The following is a 17,374-nucleotide window of genomic DNA, read 5'->3' on the forward strand; positions in this document are numbered from 1 at the left end:
AGCTTAAAAACGGGACATTCCATGAAAACGCCGGTCGATCGTTTCCGCTTTCGCCCTTATCAGCGCCCCGCGGCAGGGTGGGGTGCCTTGCGCAGTGTTGCACATGCGTGGTTGGAGAGCCGTCAGCCATTTAAAAACCTGCGCGCCATGTTGCAAACCAACCAGAACGGCGGCTTTGATTGTCCCGGGTGTGCCTGGGGCGAGGCGCCAAAAGAAGGGCGTATCCGCTTCTGCGAAAATGGCGCCAAAGCAGTGAACTGGGAAGCGTCCGGGCGAGGTGTGGATCGCGATTTTTTTGTCCGTCACAGTATTGAAGATCTGATGGCGCAGGACGATTACTGGCTGGAATATCAGGGCCGGCTGACCGAGCCGATGTTTTACGATGGCAAGCAGAAACACTACCAGCCGATTTCCTGGGATGAGGCGTTTGCCTTGGTCGCGAGCGAGCTGAAAGCGCTCGACACTCCCGATCAGGCGGCCTTCTACACTTCCGGCCGTGCAAGCAATGAGGCGGCGTTCCTGTACCAGCTGTTTGCCCGCGCCTTCGGCACGAACAATCTCCCGGACTGCTCCAACATGTGCCACGAGGCCAGTGGCGTCGCCCTGAAACAGAGTATCGGTACCGGCAAGGGCACGGTGACCTACGAGGATTTTGACAAGGCGGAAGCCATTTTCGTCATCGGGCAGAACCCGGGCACCAACCATCCGCGCATGCTGGAACCGCTGAGTGACGCGGTAGCGCGCGGCGCGCAGGTGGTGGTGTTGAACCCGTTACGAGAACGCGGCCTGGAACGATTCCAGGCCCCGCAGGATCCAGTGCAGATGCTCACTGGTGGGGATACGCCGTTGAGCACCGCCTATCTGCGCCCCGCACTGGGTGGCGATATGGCGGCCATTCGTGGCATCGCCAAATTCCTGTTTCAGTGGCAGCGGGAAGCAGAGCATGCCGGTGACGATGGCCCACTGGACCTGGCGTTTATCCGTGAACATTGTGCCGGCTTTGATGGCTATCGCACTCAAGTGGACGACACCAGCTGGGACGAGATCCAGGTATTCAGCGGCCTGGAAAAGGACGAAATAGAGCGCGCTGCGCATATTTACTGCCGCAGTGAAGCTACCATCATCTGCTGGGCCATGGGCATTACCCAGCATCGCCATTCGGTAGCGACGATTCAGGAAATTGCCAATTTGCAGTTGCTGCGCGGTCAGATAGGGCGCCCTGGAGCGGGTTTGTGCCCGGTGCGTGGGCACAGCAATGTACAGGGCGATCGCACCATGGGGATTGATGATAATCCGCCGGCGCAGTTGCTTGACGCACTCGAAGCCCGTTTTGAATTTTCTGTGCCTCGGGAGCCTGGTTACAACGTGGTGAAAGCCATCGAGGCCATGCGCGAAGGCAAAATTAAAGTGTTTATCGGCCTGGGCGGCAACTTTGCTCAGGCAACACCGGATAGCCGACGCACACATGAAGCGCTGCGCAACTGCGATCTTACTGTACAGATCAGCACCAAGCTCAACCGCAGTCATCTGGTGACGGGCAAGCGAGCGCTGATTCTTCCGTGCCTGGGCCGTTCGGATATTGATTGCCAGCACGCCGGTCCGCAAGCGGTCACCGTGGAAGATTCCTTCAGCATGGTGCACGCATCATTCGGCCAGCTGCAGCCACTTTCAAAAGAAATGCGCTCGGAACCCGCCATCGTTGCCGGTATTGCCCAGGCGACACTGGGTAGTACGCCAGTTTCCTGGGCTGATCTTATCGAAGACTACCGCCGGATCCGTGCCCTGATTTCGGACGTGCTCCCCGGGTTCGAAAATTTTGAAGAAAAGCTCAAAGCGCCAGGTGGGTTTTATCTGCAGAACCCCGCAGGCCTGCGCCGGTGGAATACTGCCAACGGCAAGGCCAATTTCATCAGCCACACCTTACCGGCACCATTGCCTGCTGAAGTGCTGAAGAAAATCGGTAAAAAGGGCGCGCGCGGTGCGGACATGGTGTTGCAGACTTTGCGTTCTCACGATCAGTACAACACAACCATTTACGGGTTAAACGACCGCTATCGCGGAGTGAAGGGCGAGCGTCATGTGCTGTTTGCACACAGTGACGATATTCGTCGCCTCGGGTTTGCCGATCGACAGAAGGTGGATATCGTCGCCCTGTGGAGTGACAGCGTTGAGCGACGCGTTTCCGGTTTTACCTTGATCGCTTTTGATGTCCCGAAAGGCCAGGCGGCGGCCTACTATCCCGAAGCCAATCCACTGGTGCCGCTGGAAAGTTATGGCGTCGGCAGTTTTACACCAACGTCAAAATATATCGCCATTCGCCTGGAGCCGAGCTCAGCACCCGAGCGCATTATTTAGCAGGAAAAGGGGAGGCTCCAGGCTAAAGCACGAATCGCTTTAACTCGGGATCGGGGCGGGCGTGCAGCCAGGCTTGCTCGAAGACGTCCTGTAATTGCCTGACGCGTACAGGGTTATCGGGATGGTAGTGTCCCTGCCACTTCTCCTTGTCGGTACGCAAGATCACCTGTGTGGCGTCGCCCAGGGCAAATTCCCAGTCCGTGGGCTCGGTGGAGGCTTGTACCTTACGCAATTCGATTCGGCTGCCCAGTCGCTGGATGAGCGGTAGCAGCTGGTGTGGCCGACGCAACAAGTGTTCATTGTCGGTGATCAGAATCTGTATCAGAGCGTAGCGGCTACTGCGGGCGAAATCCGACAGGTGCTGAACCGTTTCGGGATCGCTGTAGAGTGGGCGCGCCAGACCCTGAGAGTAGATGCGCAAATGCCTGCGACTGGTACCAGCCAGCGTGTGCAGGGCATCGCGGAAGCTTTCGATATCAGAGAGGGATGTGGGCTCAGAATCCATCGACGGGAAACTCATGACTTTAAAACACAGGACCGGAACTAGCGATTCCAGTCGTCAGTATTTTCGCAGGGTTCTTTGTCGCTCAGGGTCAGGTCCATTCGCCGGTGGGGTATCCCGGCTTCCATAAACTCTTCACCGGACACGGTAAAACCCGCTTTCTCATAAAAGGGGACTGCTTGTACCTGGGCGTTGAGGTAGACGTTTTTTTGGCCGGAAACCCGCGCGAATTTGCAGATTCGTTTCAGTAGCTCCAGGCCGGCGCCCAGGCCGCGGGCGTCTTTCAGAATTGCCATGCGCCCGATTTTGCCGCCGCCCGTCAAACGGCCAGTGCCAATGGGCTTATTGTGGTGGTAGATCAGAAAGTGTTGCGCACTTTCTTCAAGTTCATCCCACTCCAGTTCCGGTGGAACCTGTTGCTCATCTACAAAGACTTTCTGCCGAACTTTGCGGATGGCATCTCGATCGGTCTGCCAGTCGGCAAGGCGTACAAACAGACTCATCAACTCTTCTCCTACTAATCTTCGGGATCGTCGCCCTGATCGTATTCTTCTTCGTTATCGTCTTCTTGGTAATCTTCCAGCGTCTCAGGGTAAATGAGACTGCCCTGTGAAACCAGTACATCGATTAACCCGTTGCTGGCGGCAAGTTCAGGGTAGGCGTCCACGTCGGTCTGCGTCAATGTTCGGCTGTTGCAGAAGCCTTCGGCAAACAGCAGTGGCGCCGGAAAGGATTCTCCATCCACAAAGAGGCTGGCAGGTTCTCGCGCAAAGGCACTGCGGGAGCCGGGGTTCAGGATCAGGCAGCCATCCGCGGCCAGCTGCTCACGCCAGTCCTCGGCGGCACCGGCGTCCAGCGCCACGGTTTCCGGATATTTGGTCTCGGTCATGATGGCGCCAAACCACTGAGCGATGTTCTGTGGTTGCTGGAGCCATTCCGCCAGGTGGCGCTGAACGCGAGCGACGGTCTGCGCATCGATTTCCGATGGATTGTCGGGGAGGGTGAGGTCGGGGTCGGAATAGCGATAGTGATCCGGTAGGCCGGCGCCGAGTTCTGCGGCCAGGTCTTCCAGCATGGTGCTGGCAGACGGTGCCCGGAATCCCACGGAAATGGTGGTGCAGCCGCCTTCGGCAATCCCCCAGTGGCTGTATTGCGGGGGCAGATAAAGCATGTCTCCCGGCTCCAGCAGCCAGCTGGTTTCCGCTTCAAACTGGCTGAGGATGTTGAGCGGAGTACCCTCAACCCGCGGGCTGCTGGCATCGGCCTTGGGGCCCAGGTGCCAGCGCCGTTTACCTTCCGCCTGCAGCAGGAAGACATCGTAAAAATCGTAATGGGGCCCAACGCTGCCCTGATCGGCGGCGTAGCTGATCATGATGTCATCGAGGCGCCAGTCAGGAAGAAAGCGAAAGTGATTCTTGAGTGCGGTCACTTCTGGGATCCACTGATCCACTGCCTGTACCAGCAGTGTCCAGTGGGTTTTCGGAAGGGAGAAAAAGTCTTGCTCAGTGAACGGGCCGGAGCGAAGTTGCCATGGCCCGTCGATACCGTGTTCTTCGATCAGGCGGGACTCTATCTGCTCTTCCAGCGCCATCCCGGCAAGTTCTTCACCGGTGATGGGCGTTTCAAAGCCGGGAAACACATTGCGGATCAGCAGCGGCTTTTTTTGCCAGTACTCCCGCAGAAAGGTTTCCACCGGGATATCGCCAAGGTGGGTCAGTGGTTCAACTGGATGGTGCTGGCCCGACTCGCTCATGGCGAAAACTCCCGGTTTGTAGTGTCTGACTTCAGGGCGTAACTGCGCCGGCTCAGATTTTGTTGGCCTGGGCCACGGCGTTACCGATGTAGCTGGCCGGGGTCATTTCACGCAGGGATTTCTTGGCGTCTTCCGGCATTTCCAGGCCGTCAATAAATACGGACAGCGTCTCCTTGGTGATGCCCTGGCCACGGGTGAGGGCCTTCAGCTTTTCGTACGGCTCTTCGATGTTGTAACGGCGCATGACCGTTTGAATCGGCTCTGCGAGTACTTCCCAGGCATTGTTCAGGTCTTCTTCCAGGCGCGCGCGGTTGATTTCGAGTTTGCCCAGACCTTTCTGGGTGGCCGCGTAGGCAATCACCGAGTAGCCCGCGCCCACGCCCATGTTGCGCAGTACAGTGGAGTCTGTGAGGTCGCGCTGCCAGCGGGAGACCGGCAGTTTGGCCGCCAGGTGCTGGAATACCGCGTTGGCGATACCCAGGTTACCCTCGGAGTTTTCGAAGTCGATCGGGTTCACTTTGTGCGGCATGGTGGAGGAGCCCACTTCGCCAGCGACCACTTTCTGCTTGAAGTAGCCGAGGGAGATGTAACCCCAGATATCGCGATCGAAGTCGATCAGGATGGTGTTGAAGCGCGCGATGGCATCGAACAGCTCAGCAATATAGTCGTGTGGTTCGATCTGGGTGGTGTAGGGGTTCCAGGACAGGCCCAGGGAGGTGACAAACTCCTCGGCGTTCTTCTCCCAGTCCACATCCGGGTAAGCAGACAGGTGCGCGTTGTAGTTGCCCACAGCGCCATTAATTTTACCCAGCAGCTCTACTTCGTGAATCTGCTTTACCTGGCGGCGCAGGCGCGCGACCACGTTGGCCAGCTCTTTACCTACGGTGGTAGGGCTGGCGGTCTGGCCATGGGTGCGCGACAGCATCGGCACGTCGGCGAAGGCCTTGGCCTGGGTGGCGATCTCATTCACGATCTGGTTCATCGCCGGCAGCAGCACCTGATCGCGGCCCGCGCGCAACATCAGTGCGTGAGACAGGTTGTTGATGTCCTCGGAGGTGCAGGCAAAGTGAATGAATTCGCTTACTGCTTCCAGCTGCTCGTCACCTTTCACTTTTTCCTTCAGGAAGTACTCCACGGCTTTTACGTCGTGGTTGGTCGTGCGCTCGATCTCTTTGATGCGCTCCGCATCTTCTACTGAAAATTGCGCCACGATGTCGTCGAGCACCTGATTGCTGTTGCCGGTGAACGGCTGCACTTCGCCAATTTTTTCGTGGCGGGCGAGCTGTTGTAGCCAGCGGACTTCCACTTCTACGCGGGCGCGGATCAGGCCGTATTCGCTGAAAATGTCGCGCAGGCCTGCGGTTTTGCTTTCGTAGCGTCCATCAATAGGGGAAACCGCAGTCAGTGCGGATAGCTCGACGGTCATGGTGTCTCTCCGAGTTTGAGATTCGGCCGCTGTTCCAGCTTGGTGTGCGGCAGAAAAAAGAAATCAATCAGTGTTCCAGTGATTCGTATTTGGCGATCAGCGCGTCCATCGCGGCAATCAGTTTCTTGCGTTGAAATAGCAAGTGCAGGCGGCGCCCACCCAGTTGGCGCCACAGCATGGCCGAGCGTACGCCGGCAAACAGCATGGTACGGATCTGGTTGGCGATGCGCTGTTGTTGCAGGAAATTGAAATCGCCCAGCACCTGGATCCGGAAGCGGAAGGTGCTCAGGGTGTCGCTGTAAATACTTGCCAGATTGGCGTAAACATTCTCATGGCCGACACCAAAGTGTTCTGATTGCAACTGGGCCTTTTCCAGGCGACTGCCGATGATAGAAAGCAGGTCGGGCTTCTTTGCCAGTTGCCGTTGCAAATAAAGAATGGACAGCACATAACGCAGGCAGTCGGTGTATTCCGGGTGGCTGCGAGTGGCGAGCAGCTGCCGCGCACCGCGCAGACCAGGCAGCAGTTTTTCTACGCCGCCGTATACGTCTTCCGTAGTTTCCGGGTTCTGCTGAAACAGGCTGTAAACCGCAGTTTCCATCTGCTCGCTAGGGGCGGTACCGGTTTTGGCCAGCCGCTCTACCAGAATGGCAGCCTGGAAAACCCCGGCTAGTGCCAGTGCCTGATCTCGCCAATTGCTCAAGAGTTGCTCCCTGCAGCCTGTTTCTTTTCAAGAGTATCCGGATCTACTTCACCAACACCGGTGGCCACATCAATGATTGCGCCACCCAGGCAGATATCGCCCTGATAAATCACCACGGATTGCCCCGGAGTGACCGCGCGCTGCGGCTGGTCAAAAGCAATGGTCAGTTGACCGTTGTCTTCGACCACAATTTCACAATTCTGGTCTGCCTGGCGGTAGCGGGTTTTCGCTGCTGCGCGGAATGTCTGCGCTGGCGGCTTACCGTTGATCCAGTGCGCCTGGGTTGCGGTTAGACCAGTAGAATACAGAAGCGGGTGGTGTTTGCCCTGCGCCACCAGCAGCACATTGTGTTCCAGGTCTTTGCCTACCACATACCAGGGTTGGTCACCGGCGCCTTTTACCCCGCCAATACCCAGGCCCTGGCGCTGGCCGATGGTGTGATACATCAGTCCAGCATGCTGGCCCATCACCTCGCCATCTGGCGTTTGCATCTCGCCGGGTTGGGCTGGCAGATACTGCTCGAGGAAATCTTTAAAACGGCGCTCGCCGATAAAGCAGATACCGGTGCTGTCTTTCTTGCTGTGGGTGATAAAGCCGTTTTCCTCGGCGATACGGCGCACTTCCGGTTTTTCCAGCTCACCCAGAGGGAAGAGCGAGCGTGAAAATTCGGCTTCGCCAACCGCATGCAGGAAATAGCTCTGGTCCTTGTTCCCGTCGAGCCCTTTCATCAAATAGGTGCGGCCGTCTTCGTCCCAGCGACGCGCGTAGTGGCCGGTGGCGATGGTGTCCGCACCGAGCATTGCCGCGTATTCAAGGAAGACTTTAAATTTGATTTCGCGGTTGCACAAAATATCCGGGTTGGGTGTGCGGCCCGCCTTGTACTCGGCGAGAAAGTACTCGAACACATTGTCCCAGTATTCCGCCGCGAAATTCGCCGTATGCAACTTGATCCCGAGGCGCTTACACACGGACTCCGCATCGGCGAGATCCTGCTTGGCCGTACAGTACTCGGTGCCGTCGTCTTCGTCCCAGTTCTTCATAAACAGGCCTTCGACCTGATACCCCTGCTGGATCAGCAGATGGGCGGCCACAGACGAGTCCACGCCGCCGGACATGCCGACGACGACGCGCTTTGGGGCGGCCGCATTGCGGCTCGGATCGTTGGATGCGGAGGACACGGGCAATTCCGAAGCTGACATGAAATACCGGTTGTTACAGTGAGGGGCGTGAGCGGGTTTTCAACCCCAAACAGGCCGCAGAACCGCCCGGAGGCGGGAAAATGGTGGCGCATTTTACCCGCGATTGGGGTTGCTGACCAATTCAGGCACTTTTGGCTCTATTTCCGGCCGGAGGCTGAGCTGGCCGAAGTGCCGGCCACAGAGGTGCCAGGTACCTATTTAAGGTTAGTTGCCGTGGTGAAGGCGCACTGGCAGGTGTTGAGAGTACCATCCAGGAATGGGACCTGCGGGTCAGCGCTTTCGGGTTCCGGCCCCGGGTTTTCGGTTTCGGGGGGTGCCGGGGGGTGGCTTTCGACCAGTGCGCTTGTTGCTGTTGTTTCGATTGGTGTCGGATGTCCGTTTCGTGGCGGCAGGTTTTGGAAGGTATACATCCTCGCTGCAATGCTCCCCGGAGGCAATGCCGTCGAGTGTCCAGTTGCCAATGGCGTGTCTTACGAGTCTCAAGGTAGGGTGGCCAACCGCTGCGGTCATTCTCCTGACCTGTCGATTGCGGCCCTCAGTGATGGTGAGTTCGATCCAGCTGGTGGGAATGGACTTGCGCTCGCGAATGGGGGGCACCCGGGGCCACAGCGCTGGCTCCTCGAGCAGGCGTGCCCGGGCCGGGGCTGTGCGCCCGTCTTTCAGTTGCACGCCCCGGCGTAGCTGCACCAGCGCGTCTTCGCTTACATCGCCCTCCACCTGCGCCCAGTACACCTTGGGTAGCTTGTGGGTGGGGTGCGCAATCTGGTGTTGTAGCTGGCCGTCATCGGTAAGCAGCAGCAGCCCCTCGGAGTCGAAGTCGAGGCGGCCGGCCGCGTAGACACCGGGTTTCTTGATGTAGTCGGCCAGTGTGGGGCGGCCCTCGTTGTCGGTAAATTGACAGAGGACACCGTAAGGTTTGTTGAACAGAATCAGTTGGCTCATGACATGCGCTGGGGCAAAGTGCTCGTGGTTTGGTTGTAATGAAACTACAAAATTGGCCGGATGCTGATATAATCCCGCCGATTTTTAGCCAGCTCCGCGTATGCAACGGCGCAGACAACGGGCGGCAACCTTGACCGGTATCGGAACTTTCGGCGCATTATGCCGATTTTTCCCCGATAAAGCCGGACGTTTAGTCAAAGAGTTACGGGAGTCAACTTAATGGGTCATATCCAAGTGCCGGGCAACGGCGAAAAAGTCACAGTCAATGCAGATGGTTCTCTGAACGTACCGAGCACCCCGATCATTCCGTTCATCGAAGGTGACGGCATCGGCGTGGATATCACCCCGGTAATGCGTAAAGTGATCGACGCCGCAGTCAGCAAGGCGTACAGCGATGAGAAGTCTATCGCCTGGATGGAAATTTTCTGTGGCGAAAAAGCGGCTGAGACCTACAGCGGCGACTGGTTCCCGGCTGAAACCCTGGAAGCCATCAAAGAATACGTTGTCAGCATCAAAGGCCCGCTGACCACACCGGTAGGCGGCGGTTTCCGCTCCCTGAACGTTGCCCTGCGTCAGGAGCTGGATCTGTATGTATGTCAGCGCCCGGTGCGTTGGTTCAGCGGTGTACCTTCTCCGGTAAAAGAGCCGAACAAGGTAGACATGGTGATCTTCCGTGAAAACTCTGAAGATATCTACGCAGGTATTGAGTGGAAAGCCGGCACCGACGAAGCCAAAAAAGTGGTTAAGTTCCTGCAGGAAGAGATGGGTGTTAAGAAAATCCGCTTCCCGCAAGAAGTGGGTATCGGTGTTAAGCCGGTTTCCGAAGAGGGCACCAAGCGTCTGGTGCGCAAAGCCCTGCAGTACACCATCGATCAGGACCGCGACTCCCTGACCCTGGTGCACAAAGGCAACATCATGAAGTTCACCGAAGGCGCCTTCGCAGACTGGGGCTACGAGCTGGCCCGCGAAGAGTTTGGTGCTCAGCCGATTGACGGTGGCCCCTGGTGCAGCTTCAAGAACCCGAACACCGGCAAGGAAATCGTGGTTAAAGACGTAATCGCCGATGCAATGCTGCAGCAGATCCTGCTGCGTCCGGCCGAGTACGACGTGATCGCCACTCTGAACCTGAACGGTGACTATCTCTCTGACGCCCTGGCGGCACAGGTTGGTGGTATCGGTATCGCCCCTGGTGCGAACCTGTCTGACGAAGTGGCCCTGTTCGAAGCAACCCACGGTACCGCACCGAAGTACGCAGGCCAGGACAAAGTGAACCCAGGTTCTCTGATCCTGTCTGCTGAAATGATGCTGCGTCACCTGGGCTGGAACGAAGCGGCTGACCTGGTTGTTAAGGGTATGGAAGGCGCGATCGAAGCGAAGACCGTAACCTACGACTTCGAACGTCTGATGGACGATGCTGCGCTGAAGTCCTGCTCCGAGTTCGGTGAGGAAATCATCAAGCACATGGCGTAATCCGCTGGCTTGATCCTTAGCGAAATAAAAAGCCCCGCATCTCTGTGATGCGGGGCTTTTTTTTGTCTGAGATACCGGGAAACCGCTCGCGGGGCGCGGGACGAATGGGTGGAGGAGGGTGCTGGGGTGGCACGCTTGTGCCAGTGGAGGGGCGTGCAGAGCTTACCGGCCGTAAGCCGGAGTTTTGTCGCGGCCGCTACAAAGTGCGGTCTAGCGTTTAGTCGAAGCCGAAAGGCCACCCCTGGCAGGGTGGCCTGGAGCCAGGCTCAGTCGAGCGCTTCTTCGGTCTCTTTTTCCCGCACGGGGGCTGCCTGGCTTGCCTGGGCAGCAGGAGCCGGCACGCTGGTGCTGTCTGCGGTAGCGGCGCTGATATTCGCTGCGTGGTAGCCCTTGTCGCCTTGAATGATGTCGAAATTGACCTGCTGACCGGCTTTCAGGGTGCGATACCCTTCCATTTGAATAGCCGAGTAATGTGCAAACAGGTCTTCTCCACCCTCATCAGCAAGAATGAACCCATATCCCTTGGCGTTATTGAACCACTTAACGGTACCGGTAGGCATGGCGAAATCCCTCTAAATTGCCGGGGCGACTGCTGGCCGCCTAAAAATGTAGTAATTATTGTTATCGCGCTTCATGCGCTTCCTTAGTTCGCACAACATCATTTGTACGATCATTGGCGATTGCCTCATCACCGCTTGGCGCGGTTAATACCTCTTGTAGCCAAGACGCTGCCCCTTGTCAAGGGAGTGCGCTCCCGTTGACTGTGCTGGCCGCTATTTGGGGTTACAATGGCCTCTTACTCAACTGGCAGCAGTGACTGACAGCGGCGATTCGTACTCGTCTAACGCCGGTGAATGACCGCGAGAACGTCAGCACTGTGAACTGATTCCTGAACTCTGATTGATTAGCGCTATGGGAAAATCACAAATCATTAAACTACACTCCAACGAAGGCAATGACGACGATGACTTGCAGTTTCACGGCGCTGAAGGGGATACCGCTCTTGCGGAGGCAAAACCACGACTGAAGCGGCCCCCGATGTACAAGGTGTTGATGCTCAACGACGACTACACGCCGATGGAGTTCGTTGTCGAGGCACTGGAGCTTTTCTTTTACGTCAATCGAGAGCGCGCCACTCAATTGATGCTGCAGGTACACACCAAGGGAAAAGCCATCTGTGGTGTCTATACTCGAGATATAGCGGAAACAAAGGCTGCGCAGGTAAATCAGTTTGCGCGGGACAACGAGCACCCGCTGCTTTGCGAAATTGAAGCGGATGAAGATGACGAAAACGGCGAGGAGGGTTGAGGTTAGCAATTCCGGCGCCTGTAAAGGTTCAGGTGTGACTTTTCCGGCCGGTTATCCGGCAAAAAATCAGGAATACCGGGTGTTTTTCACTACAACCCGGATGACATTGGCCAGTAAGGTTTGAGGTTCAAATGCTCAGCAAGGATTTAGAGGTAACGCTCAATCTAGCGTTTAAAGGTGCACGGGCGAAACGTCACGAATTCATGACCGTGGAACACCTGTTGCTGGCACTGCTGGACAATGAATCCGCGGCAGATGTTCTGCATGCCTGCGGTGCCGACCTCAGTGCGCTGCGCCGGGAGCTGCTCGAATTCGTAGATTCCACTACCCCCCTGATTCCGGAAAACGACAGTGAGCGGGAAACCCAGCCGACCCTCGGGTTCCAGCGCGTACTGCAGCGCGCGGTTTTTCATGTACAGTCGTCCGGCAAGAAAGAGGTGACTGGCGCCAATGTGCTGGTGGCTATTTTCTGTGAGCAGGAAAGTCAGGCCGTTTACTACCTGAAGCAGCAGAGTGTTGCGCGGATCGATGTGGTGAATTACATCACGCACGGCATCTCCCGGGTGAGCTCCGGTGGCAATAACACGCACAGTAATCCAGATCCCTCCCCGGAGCAGGTGGATGAGGATCTGGGTGCCACCACCGAGCCAGGTGGTTCCGATCCGCTGGAAAGTTATGCCACCAACCTGAACCAGGAAGCCATTCTTGGACGGATTGATCCGCTGGTAGGCCGTGCGCCTGAAGTGGAGCGGGTAACCCAGGTGTTGGCCCGCCGCCGCAAGAATAATCCCCTGCTGGTGGGGGAGTCCGGTGTGGGTAAAACCGCAATCGCCGAAGGTCTCGCCCGACGCATCGTGGACAGCGAAGTGCCGGAGCCGCTGAAAGACAGCACCATCTACTCCCTGGATCTGGGCTCATTGCTGGCGGGCACCAAGTACCGCGGCGACTTTGAGAAACGCTTCAAAGCGCTATTGGCGGAACTGAAAAAGCGCGAGCACGCGGTGCTGTTTATCGATGAAATTCACACCATCATTGGTGCCGGTGCGGCATCCGGTGGCGTGATGGACGCTTCCAACCTGCTGAAGCCGTTGCTGTCCAGTGGCCAATTGCGCTGCATTGGCTCCACCACCTTCAACGAATACCGTGGCATCTTCGAAAAAGACCGCGCTCTGTCTCGCCGCTTCCAGAAGATTGATGTGCACGAGCCTTCGGTGGAAGAAACGGTGCAGATTCTTCAGGGCCTCAAAACCTGCTTTGAAGACCACCACAAGGTGCGCTTTACCGATGCCGCGCTGGAAGCTGCCGCAAATCTAGCCAACCGCCATATCACTGAACGCTTCCTGCCGGACAAGGCCATCGACGTGATCGATGAGGCCGGGGCATACCAGGCGCTGCTCCCTGCGGACCAGCGTACCGACACCATTTCGGTGACCGAGATTGAAAATGTCGTGGCCAAAATGGCCCGCATTCCTGCAAAAAGTGTTTCCGCTTCCGACAAGCAGGCGCTGGCCAAGCTCGATGACAACCTCAAAATGGTGGTGTTCGGGCAGGACGACGCGATCGGTGCGCTGAGCACCTCGATCAAGCTGGCCCGCGCGGGTCTCGGCGCGGAAGAAAAGCCCATTGGTTCCTTCCTGTTTGCCGGCCCCACCGGGGTAGGTAAAACCGAACTCTGTCGCCAGCTGGCGCAGGTCATGGGCATCGAGCTGATTCGCTTTGATATGTCCGAGTACATGGAGCGTCACACGGTGTCCCGCCTGATCGGTGCACCTCCGGGCTATGTAGGCTTCGATCAGGGCGGTCTGTTGACCGACTCGGTTACCAAGCACCCCCACAGCGTGGTATTGCTGGATGAGATCGAGAAGGCGCACCCGGAAGTCTTCAATTTGCTGCTGCAGGTGATGGATCACGGCACCCTGACTGATAACAACGGGCGCAAGGCTGACTTCCGCAATGTAATCCTGATCATGACCACCAATGCTGGTGCAGAATTGATGAGTCGCCGATCTATCGGCTTTGCAAATCAGGACCACAGTACCGATGGAATGGAGGAGATCAAAAAGATGTTTACTCCCGAATTCCGCAACCGCCTCGACAGCATCATTCAGTTTGGTGCACTCGATATGGAAGTAGTCAAAACCGTGGTGGACAAGTTTGTTGTGGAGCTGCAGGCGCAGCTGGATGAATCCCGTGTGACTCTGGAGGTCGATGACGAGGCTCGTGAGTGGCTGGCGGTGAAAGGTTACGATGAGAAGATGGGCGCACGTCCGATGGCGCGCCTGATCCGTGAAAAACTGCGCAAGCCTCTGGCCGAAGCCGTGCTGTTCGGTGAGTTGTCGGAAGAGGGGGGCAAGGTTGAGGTCACGGTGGAGGACGATCAGCTCAAGATTCGCACTGCCTTGCCCGTTCACTGAACGAAAAGCTTCCGCTCACAAAATGAAAAAGCCACCCTGGAGGTGGCTTTTTTCATGCGTCTTTATTGGGTGGGAGGACACGGAGTGAAACTCAGCCCAGACGCCGGTGCCGACTGACCGTCGGCGGGTGCACTTAGCGGGCGCGGTAAGTAATGCGGCCCTTGGACAGGTCGTATGGGGTCAGTTCGACCTTGACCTTGTCACCGGTGAGAATGCGGATATAGTTTTTGCGCATTTTGCCGGAAATGTGTGCGATTACCACATGTCCATTTTCCAATTTCACGCGGAATGTGGTGTTGGGCAGGGTGTCGATCACCTCACCTTCCATTTCAATGTAATCGTCTTTTGCCATGCGGCAGCAACCTTTGATTAATGTGTACTAGCTTTTCCGCCACGGTTATGTGGCCCTTCATTTGTCAGAATCGGGGGCCCGGCGGTACGACGGGCGTGCATTTTGCACGAAAAGTGCCGGGAGGCCAAGTGAAAGCGGGCTTCGGGGAGGGTTTTCAGAAATTGCTGGTTGCGGGCCTCGCGCGGCGCTATTCGGATTTTAGAATCCAACGGCCGTCCTGGAGGATTTCCAGTGGCTGGAACTGGTTTTTATAAGCCATTTTCTGACACTGCGCGATCCAGTATCCGAGGTACAGACTGGGTAGTCCCAGGCGGCGCGCCCATTCAATCTGATACAGGATGGAGTAACTGCCGAGACTGCGCTTTTCCTCATCGGGGTCGAAAAACGTATAGATCGCAGATACACCACCCGTCAACACATCGGTTACCGCCGTGCCTACCAGGCGCCCGCGGGCGCGGAACTCGAGATAGCGCGTGCTGCCCCAGGCGTTGTTCAGGAAGTTCCGGAATTGCTCCCGGCTGGGTGGGTACATTTCCCCGTCGCGATGCCGCTGCTCGATATAGCGTGCGTACAGTGCGTAATGCTCATCGGTGTCGATGTTGCGCTCGTGGAATACATCCAGATCCCGGTTGCGGCGCCAGCAGCGGCGCTGGTTGCGGTTCGGAACGAATAGCTCCACAGGAATACGCGCCGGAATACAGGCCTGGCAGTGCGTGCACTGGGGGCGGTACAGGTAATTACCACTGCGGCGGAAGCCGAGCTCAGACAGTCGACTGTACAGCCGTTGATCCACTTCTGTCTGCGGGTCGACAAAGACGGTGGTGGCCTCCTGATCCTCCAGATAACCACAGGGGTGAGGTAGCGTCGCCAACAGGCGTACGGCGTTCAACTGGGAATACTGGCTCATACCGCTCGCGTGCTCCGGCTTGTCGCGCTGGTCATTTTTGTCCGGTAGATGGTGACTACTGGCGGCTTAAGGCGCGTGAAACTCTCCGCGTGAAACTCTCCGCGTGAAACTCCCCGCGTGAAACTCTCAGAGTATCGAAACAACCATCCGCCAATAACGGAGGGTAAGTTGCGGTCACGGAAAACACAAACCCGTGGGTGCGGATGGCCAGGGGGAGGGGAAGCTGTTTATTGCCCGGTTTTCCGAGATGCCGTCAGCCAGTAATCGCTCGAACTCTTCCCTTGGGACTTCGACAGCGCCGAGGCTGGCGAGGTGTGGGTTGCTTACCTGGCAGTCGATCAGCTCGCAACCCCATTCCGCCAACTGGCGTACCAGGTGGGCAAACGCCACTTTGGAGGCATCGGTAGCGCGGTGGAACATGGACTCGCCAAAGAACACCTGTCCGATGGCCAGCCCGTATAGGCCACCTACCAGCTCCCCGTCGAGCCAGGCTTCTACGGAATGTGCGTGTCCCAACTGGTGCATGGCGAGGTAGGCTTCGCGCATATCCTCAGTAATCCAGGTGCCTGATTCCTGTGCGCGGGGTGCGGCGCAGCCATCCAGAACCTGCTCGAAGGCCTGGTTGAAGGTAACCTGATAGTGGCCCCGGCGGATAACTTTTTTCAGGCTGCGGCTGAAACGGGTGGATGCGGGGCGGACGATGCAGCGCGGGGAGGGGGACCACCACAGGATTGGCTGGTCGTCCGAAAACCAGGGGAAGATACCGCGGGAGTAGGCGGCCAGCAGCCACTCCGGCGTGAGATCGCCCCCCACCGCCAGCAAGCCATCGGGGTCCTCCAGCGCGCAGCTGGTATCCGGAAAGGCGATGATGTCGGGGTCCAGTAGCGACAGGATTTCGTTGGTGCTGCTGCTCAATCTCGTCGCTTCTCCACGCTGCTCAGTTCGATATTGGCCAATTCTGATCCAAGAAAGGCGGCTGTTCAGCCGCCTTTCTCAGTTTTTCACAGGATTGTATGAATCCTTGCTGTCCTCACTGGGCGTCGAGGTAGCGCTCGGCGTCCAGGGCGGCCATGCAGCCGGTACCTGCGGAGGTCACTGCCTGACGGTAGATGTGATCGGACACGTCGCCTGCGGCGAAAACGCCGGGGACGGAAGTCTGGGTCGCATTTCCGTGCAGGCCGCTTTCCACGATGATATAGCCACCGTTCATTTCCAGCTGTCCTTCAAAAATGTCGGTGTTCGGCTTGTGACCAATGGCGATAAACACGCCGGACACGTCCACTTCCTTGGTGGAGCCATCCTGGACGTTTTTCAGGCGAACACCGGTTACGCCGTTGTCGTCACCCAGCACCTCGTCGAGGGTGTGGTGCCAGCACAGGTTGATGTTGCCATTTTCTGCTTTCTCCAGCAGGCGGTCCTGCAGAATTTTTTCAGAGCGCAGTTCGTCGCGACGGTGCACCAGGGTGACTTCGCTGGCGATATTGGAGAGATACAGTGCTTCCTCGACCGCGGTGTTGCCGCCGCCCACCACCACGACCTTCTGGTCGCGATAGAAGAATCCGTCGCAGGTTGCGCAAGCGCTGACGCCACGGCCCTGGAACGCCTCTTCAGAGGGTAGGCCCAGGTACTGAGCAGAGGCGCCGGTGGCGATGATCAGTGCGTCGCAGGTGTAGGTCTCGTTTCCTTTCAGGGTGAACGGACGCTGCTTCACGTCAACTTCGTGGATGTGGTCGAAGATGATGTTGGTATCAAAGCGCTCTGCGTGTTGTTGCATCTGTACCATCAGATCGGGGCCCTGCAGGTCGTGTACGCCGCCCGGCCAGTTTTCCACTTCAGTGGTGGTGGTCAGCTGGCCACCCTGTTGCATGCCGGTAATGACAACAGGATTGAGGTTGGCGCGCGCGGCGTAGATGGCTGCGGTATAGCCGGCGGGGCCGGAGCCGAGAATGATCAGGCGGTGATGGTTACTCATGGCAGGACTCACAGTACTTCGATGTTGAAATTGATGATGTTGGAATCGTGTGCTTCTGTCGCTTATTTGCG

16 protein-coding genes are annotated in these 17,374 nt (G+C 57.4%); 4 read left to right on the plus strand and 12 right to left on the minus strand.

The genetic code is table 11. The annotated features are described in order from the left end of the window. The first annotated feature begins 21 nt into the window (after positions 1 to 21). Positions 22 to 2,355: an FdhF/YdeP family oxidoreductase gene (locus Q1A74_RS04020; protein WP_299592597.1), complete on the plus strand. Its 2,334-nt coding sequence runs from the start codon at positions 22 to 24 to the stop codon at positions 2,353 to 2,355. Between the two features lie 22 nt (positions 2,356 to 2,377). Here Q1A74_RS04020 and Q1A74_RS04025 read toward each other — a convergent pair whose 3' ends face one another. The 7 genes from Q1A74_RS04025 to Q1A74_RS04055 form a co-directional block, all read right to left on the minus strand. Further along, positions 2,378 to 2,860, minus strand: a complete 483-nt coding sequence (locus tag Q1A74_RS04025; RefSeq protein ID WP_299592598.1) for a hypothetical protein — start codon at positions 2,858 to 2,860, stop codon at positions 2,378 to 2,380. A gap of 38 nt (positions 2,861 to 2,898) precedes the next feature. Then, positions 2,899 to 3,360, minus strand: a complete 462-nt coding sequence (locus Q1A74_RS04030; RefSeq protein ID WP_299592600.1) for a GNAT family N-acetyltransferase — start codon at positions 3,358 to 3,360, stop codon at positions 2,899 to 2,901. A 14-nt stretch (positions 3,361 to 3,374) separates the two neighbouring features. Further along, entirely contained in the window at positions 3,375 to 4,610 is a 1,236-nt protein-coding gene (locus tag Q1A74_RS04035; RefSeq protein ID WP_299592601.1) for a cupin domain-containing protein, read from the minus strand. Between the two features lie 52 nt (positions 4,611 to 4,662). Beyond that, complete coding sequence (gene purB / locus Q1A74_RS04040; RefSeq protein ID WP_299592603.1) at positions 4,663 to 6,036, minus strand: adenylosuccinate lyase; 1,374 nt, start codon at positions 6,034 to 6,036, stop codon at positions 4,663 to 4,665. 67 nt (positions 6,037 to 6,103) lie between these two features. Then, complete coding sequence (gene hflD / locus Q1A74_RS04045) at positions 6,104 to 6,739, minus strand: high frequency lysogenization protein HflD (protein WP_299592604.1); 636 nt, start codon at positions 6,737 to 6,739, stop codon at positions 6,104 to 6,106. Next, positions 6,736 to 7,938: a tRNA 2-thiouridine(34) synthase MnmA gene (gene mnmA, locus Q1A74_RS04050; protein ID WP_299592606.1), complete on the minus strand. Its 1,203-nt coding sequence runs from the start codon at positions 7,936 to 7,938 to the stop codon at positions 6,736 to 6,738. Before mnmA ends, hflD begins: the two co-directional genes overlap by 4 nt. Positions 7,939 to 8,208: 270 nt before the next feature. Then, complete coding sequence (locus Q1A74_RS04055) at positions 8,209 to 8,880, minus strand: pseudouridine synthase (RefSeq protein WP_299592607.1); 672 nt, start codon at positions 8,878 to 8,880, stop codon at positions 8,209 to 8,211. Between the two features lie 219 nt (positions 8,881 to 9,099). On the opposite strand from Q1A74_RS04055, the gene icd reads away from it, so the two are divergent. After that, positions 9,100 to 10,350, plus strand: a complete 1,251-nt coding sequence (gene icd, locus Q1A74_RS04060) for an NADP-dependent isocitrate dehydrogenase (protein ID WP_299592609.1) — start codon at positions 9,100 to 9,102, stop codon at positions 10,348 to 10,350. Between the two features lie 266 nt (positions 10,351 to 10,616). On the opposite strand, the gene cspD is transcribed toward icd, so the two are convergent. Then, complete coding sequence (gene cspD / locus Q1A74_RS04065) at positions 10,617 to 10,910, minus strand: cold shock domain-containing protein CspD (RefSeq protein WP_299592610.1); 294 nt, start codon at positions 10,908 to 10,910, stop codon at positions 10,617 to 10,619. A gap of 352 nt (positions 10,911 to 11,262) precedes the next feature. On the opposite strand from cspD, the gene clpS reads away from it, so the two are divergent. Further along, complete coding sequence (gene clpS / locus Q1A74_RS04070) at positions 11,263 to 11,658, plus strand: ATP-dependent Clp protease adapter ClpS (protein ID WP_299592612.1); 396 nt, start codon at positions 11,263 to 11,265, stop codon at positions 11,656 to 11,658. A gap of 131 nt (positions 11,659 to 11,789) precedes the next feature. Next, on the plus strand, positions 11,790 to 14,072 hold the full coding sequence (gene clpA, locus Q1A74_RS04075) for an ATP-dependent Clp protease ATP-binding subunit ClpA (RefSeq protein ID WP_299592614.1): 2,283 nt from the start codon (positions 11,790 to 11,792) through the stop codon (positions 14,070 to 14,072). 133 nt (positions 14,073 to 14,205) lie between these two features. On the opposite strand, the gene infA is transcribed toward clpA, so the two are convergent. The 4 genes from infA to trxB all read right to left on the minus strand — a co-directional run bounded on the left by infA (position 14,206) and on the right by trxB (position 17,303). Further along, entirely contained in the window at positions 14,206 to 14,424 is a 219-nt protein-coding gene (gene infA, locus Q1A74_RS04080) for a translation initiation factor IF-1 (RefSeq protein ID WP_010130378.1), read from the minus strand. Between the two features lie 187 nt (positions 14,425 to 14,611). Beyond that, positions 14,612 to 15,331 (minus strand): arginyltransferase, encoded by a 720-nt coding sequence (locus Q1A74_RS04085; RefSeq protein WP_299592623.1) that lies wholly within the window; start codon positions 15,329 to 15,331, stop codon positions 14,612 to 14,614. A gap of 174 nt (positions 15,332 to 15,505) precedes the next feature. After that, positions 15,506 to 16,246, minus strand: a complete 741-nt coding sequence (aat, locus tag Q1A74_RS04090; protein WP_299592626.1) for a leucyl/phenylalanyl-tRNA--protein transferase — start codon at positions 16,244 to 16,246, stop codon at positions 15,506 to 15,508. A 115-nt stretch (positions 16,247 to 16,361) separates the two neighbouring features. Then, positions 16,362 to 17,303: a thioredoxin-disulfide reductase gene (gene trxB / locus Q1A74_RS04095; RefSeq protein ID WP_299592628.1), complete on the minus strand. Its 942-nt coding sequence runs from the start codon at positions 17,301 to 17,303 to the stop codon at positions 16,362 to 16,364. Between the last annotated feature and the right edge of the window lie 71 nt (positions 17,304 to 17,374).

Source organism: uncultured Microbulbifer sp. (genome assembly GCF_947504145.1).
In the GTDB taxonomy this organism is placed as follows: domain Bacteria; phylum Pseudomonadota; class Gammaproteobacteria; order Pseudomonadales; family Cellvibrionaceae; genus Microbulbifer.

Coding starts and splice junctions, on each gene's coding strand:
- icd (WP_299592609.1), top strand. CDS start 9,100: ATGGGTCATATCCAAGTGCCGGGCAACGGCGAAAAAGTCACAGTCAAT.
- purB (WP_299592603.1), bottom strand. CDS start 6,036: ATGACCGTCGAGCTATCCGCACTGACTGCGGTTTCCCCTATTGATGGA.
- Q1A74_RS04085 (WP_299592623.1), bottom strand. CDS start 15,331: ATGAGCCAGTATTCCCAGTTGAACGCCGTACGCCTGTTGGCGACGCTA.
- infA (WP_010130378.1), bottom strand. CDS start 14,424: ATGGCAAAAGACGATTACATTGAAATGGAAGGTGAGGTGATCGACACC.
- trxB (WP_299592628.1), bottom strand. CDS start 17,303: ATGAGTAACCATCACCGCCTGATCATTCTCGGCTCCGGCCCCGCCGGC.
- Q1A74_RS04035 (WP_299592601.1), bottom strand. CDS start 4,610: ATGAGCGAGTCGGGCCAGCACCATCCAGTTGAACCACTGACCCACCTT.
- Q1A74_RS04025 (WP_299592598.1), bottom strand. CDS start 2,860: ATGGATTCTGAGCCCACATCCCTCTCTGATATCGAAAGCTTCCGCGAT.
- clpS (WP_299592612.1), top strand. CDS start 11,263: ATGGGAAAATCACAAATCATTAAACTACACTCCAACGAAGGCAATGAC.
- clpA (WP_299592614.1), top strand. CDS start 11,790: ATGCTCAGCAAGGATTTAGAGGTAACGCTCAATCTAGCGTTTAAAGGT.
- mnmA (WP_299592606.1), bottom strand. CDS start 7,938: ATGTCAGCTTCGGAATTGCCCGTGTCCTCCGCATCCAACGATCCGAGC.
- Q1A74_RS04020 (WP_299592597.1), top strand. CDS start 22: ATGAAAACGCCGGTCGATCGTTTCCGCTTTCGCCCTTATCAGCGCCCC.
- Q1A74_RS04030 (WP_299592600.1), bottom strand. CDS start 3,360: ATGAGTCTGTTTGTACGCCTTGCCGACTGGCAGACCGATCGAGATGCC.
- cspD (WP_299592610.1), bottom strand. CDS start 10,910: ATGCCTACCGGTACCGTTAAGTGGTTCAATAACGCCAAGGGATATGGG.
- Q1A74_RS04055 (WP_299592607.1), bottom strand. CDS start 8,880: ATGAGCCAACTGATTCTGTTCAACAAACCTTACGGTGTCCTCTGTCAA.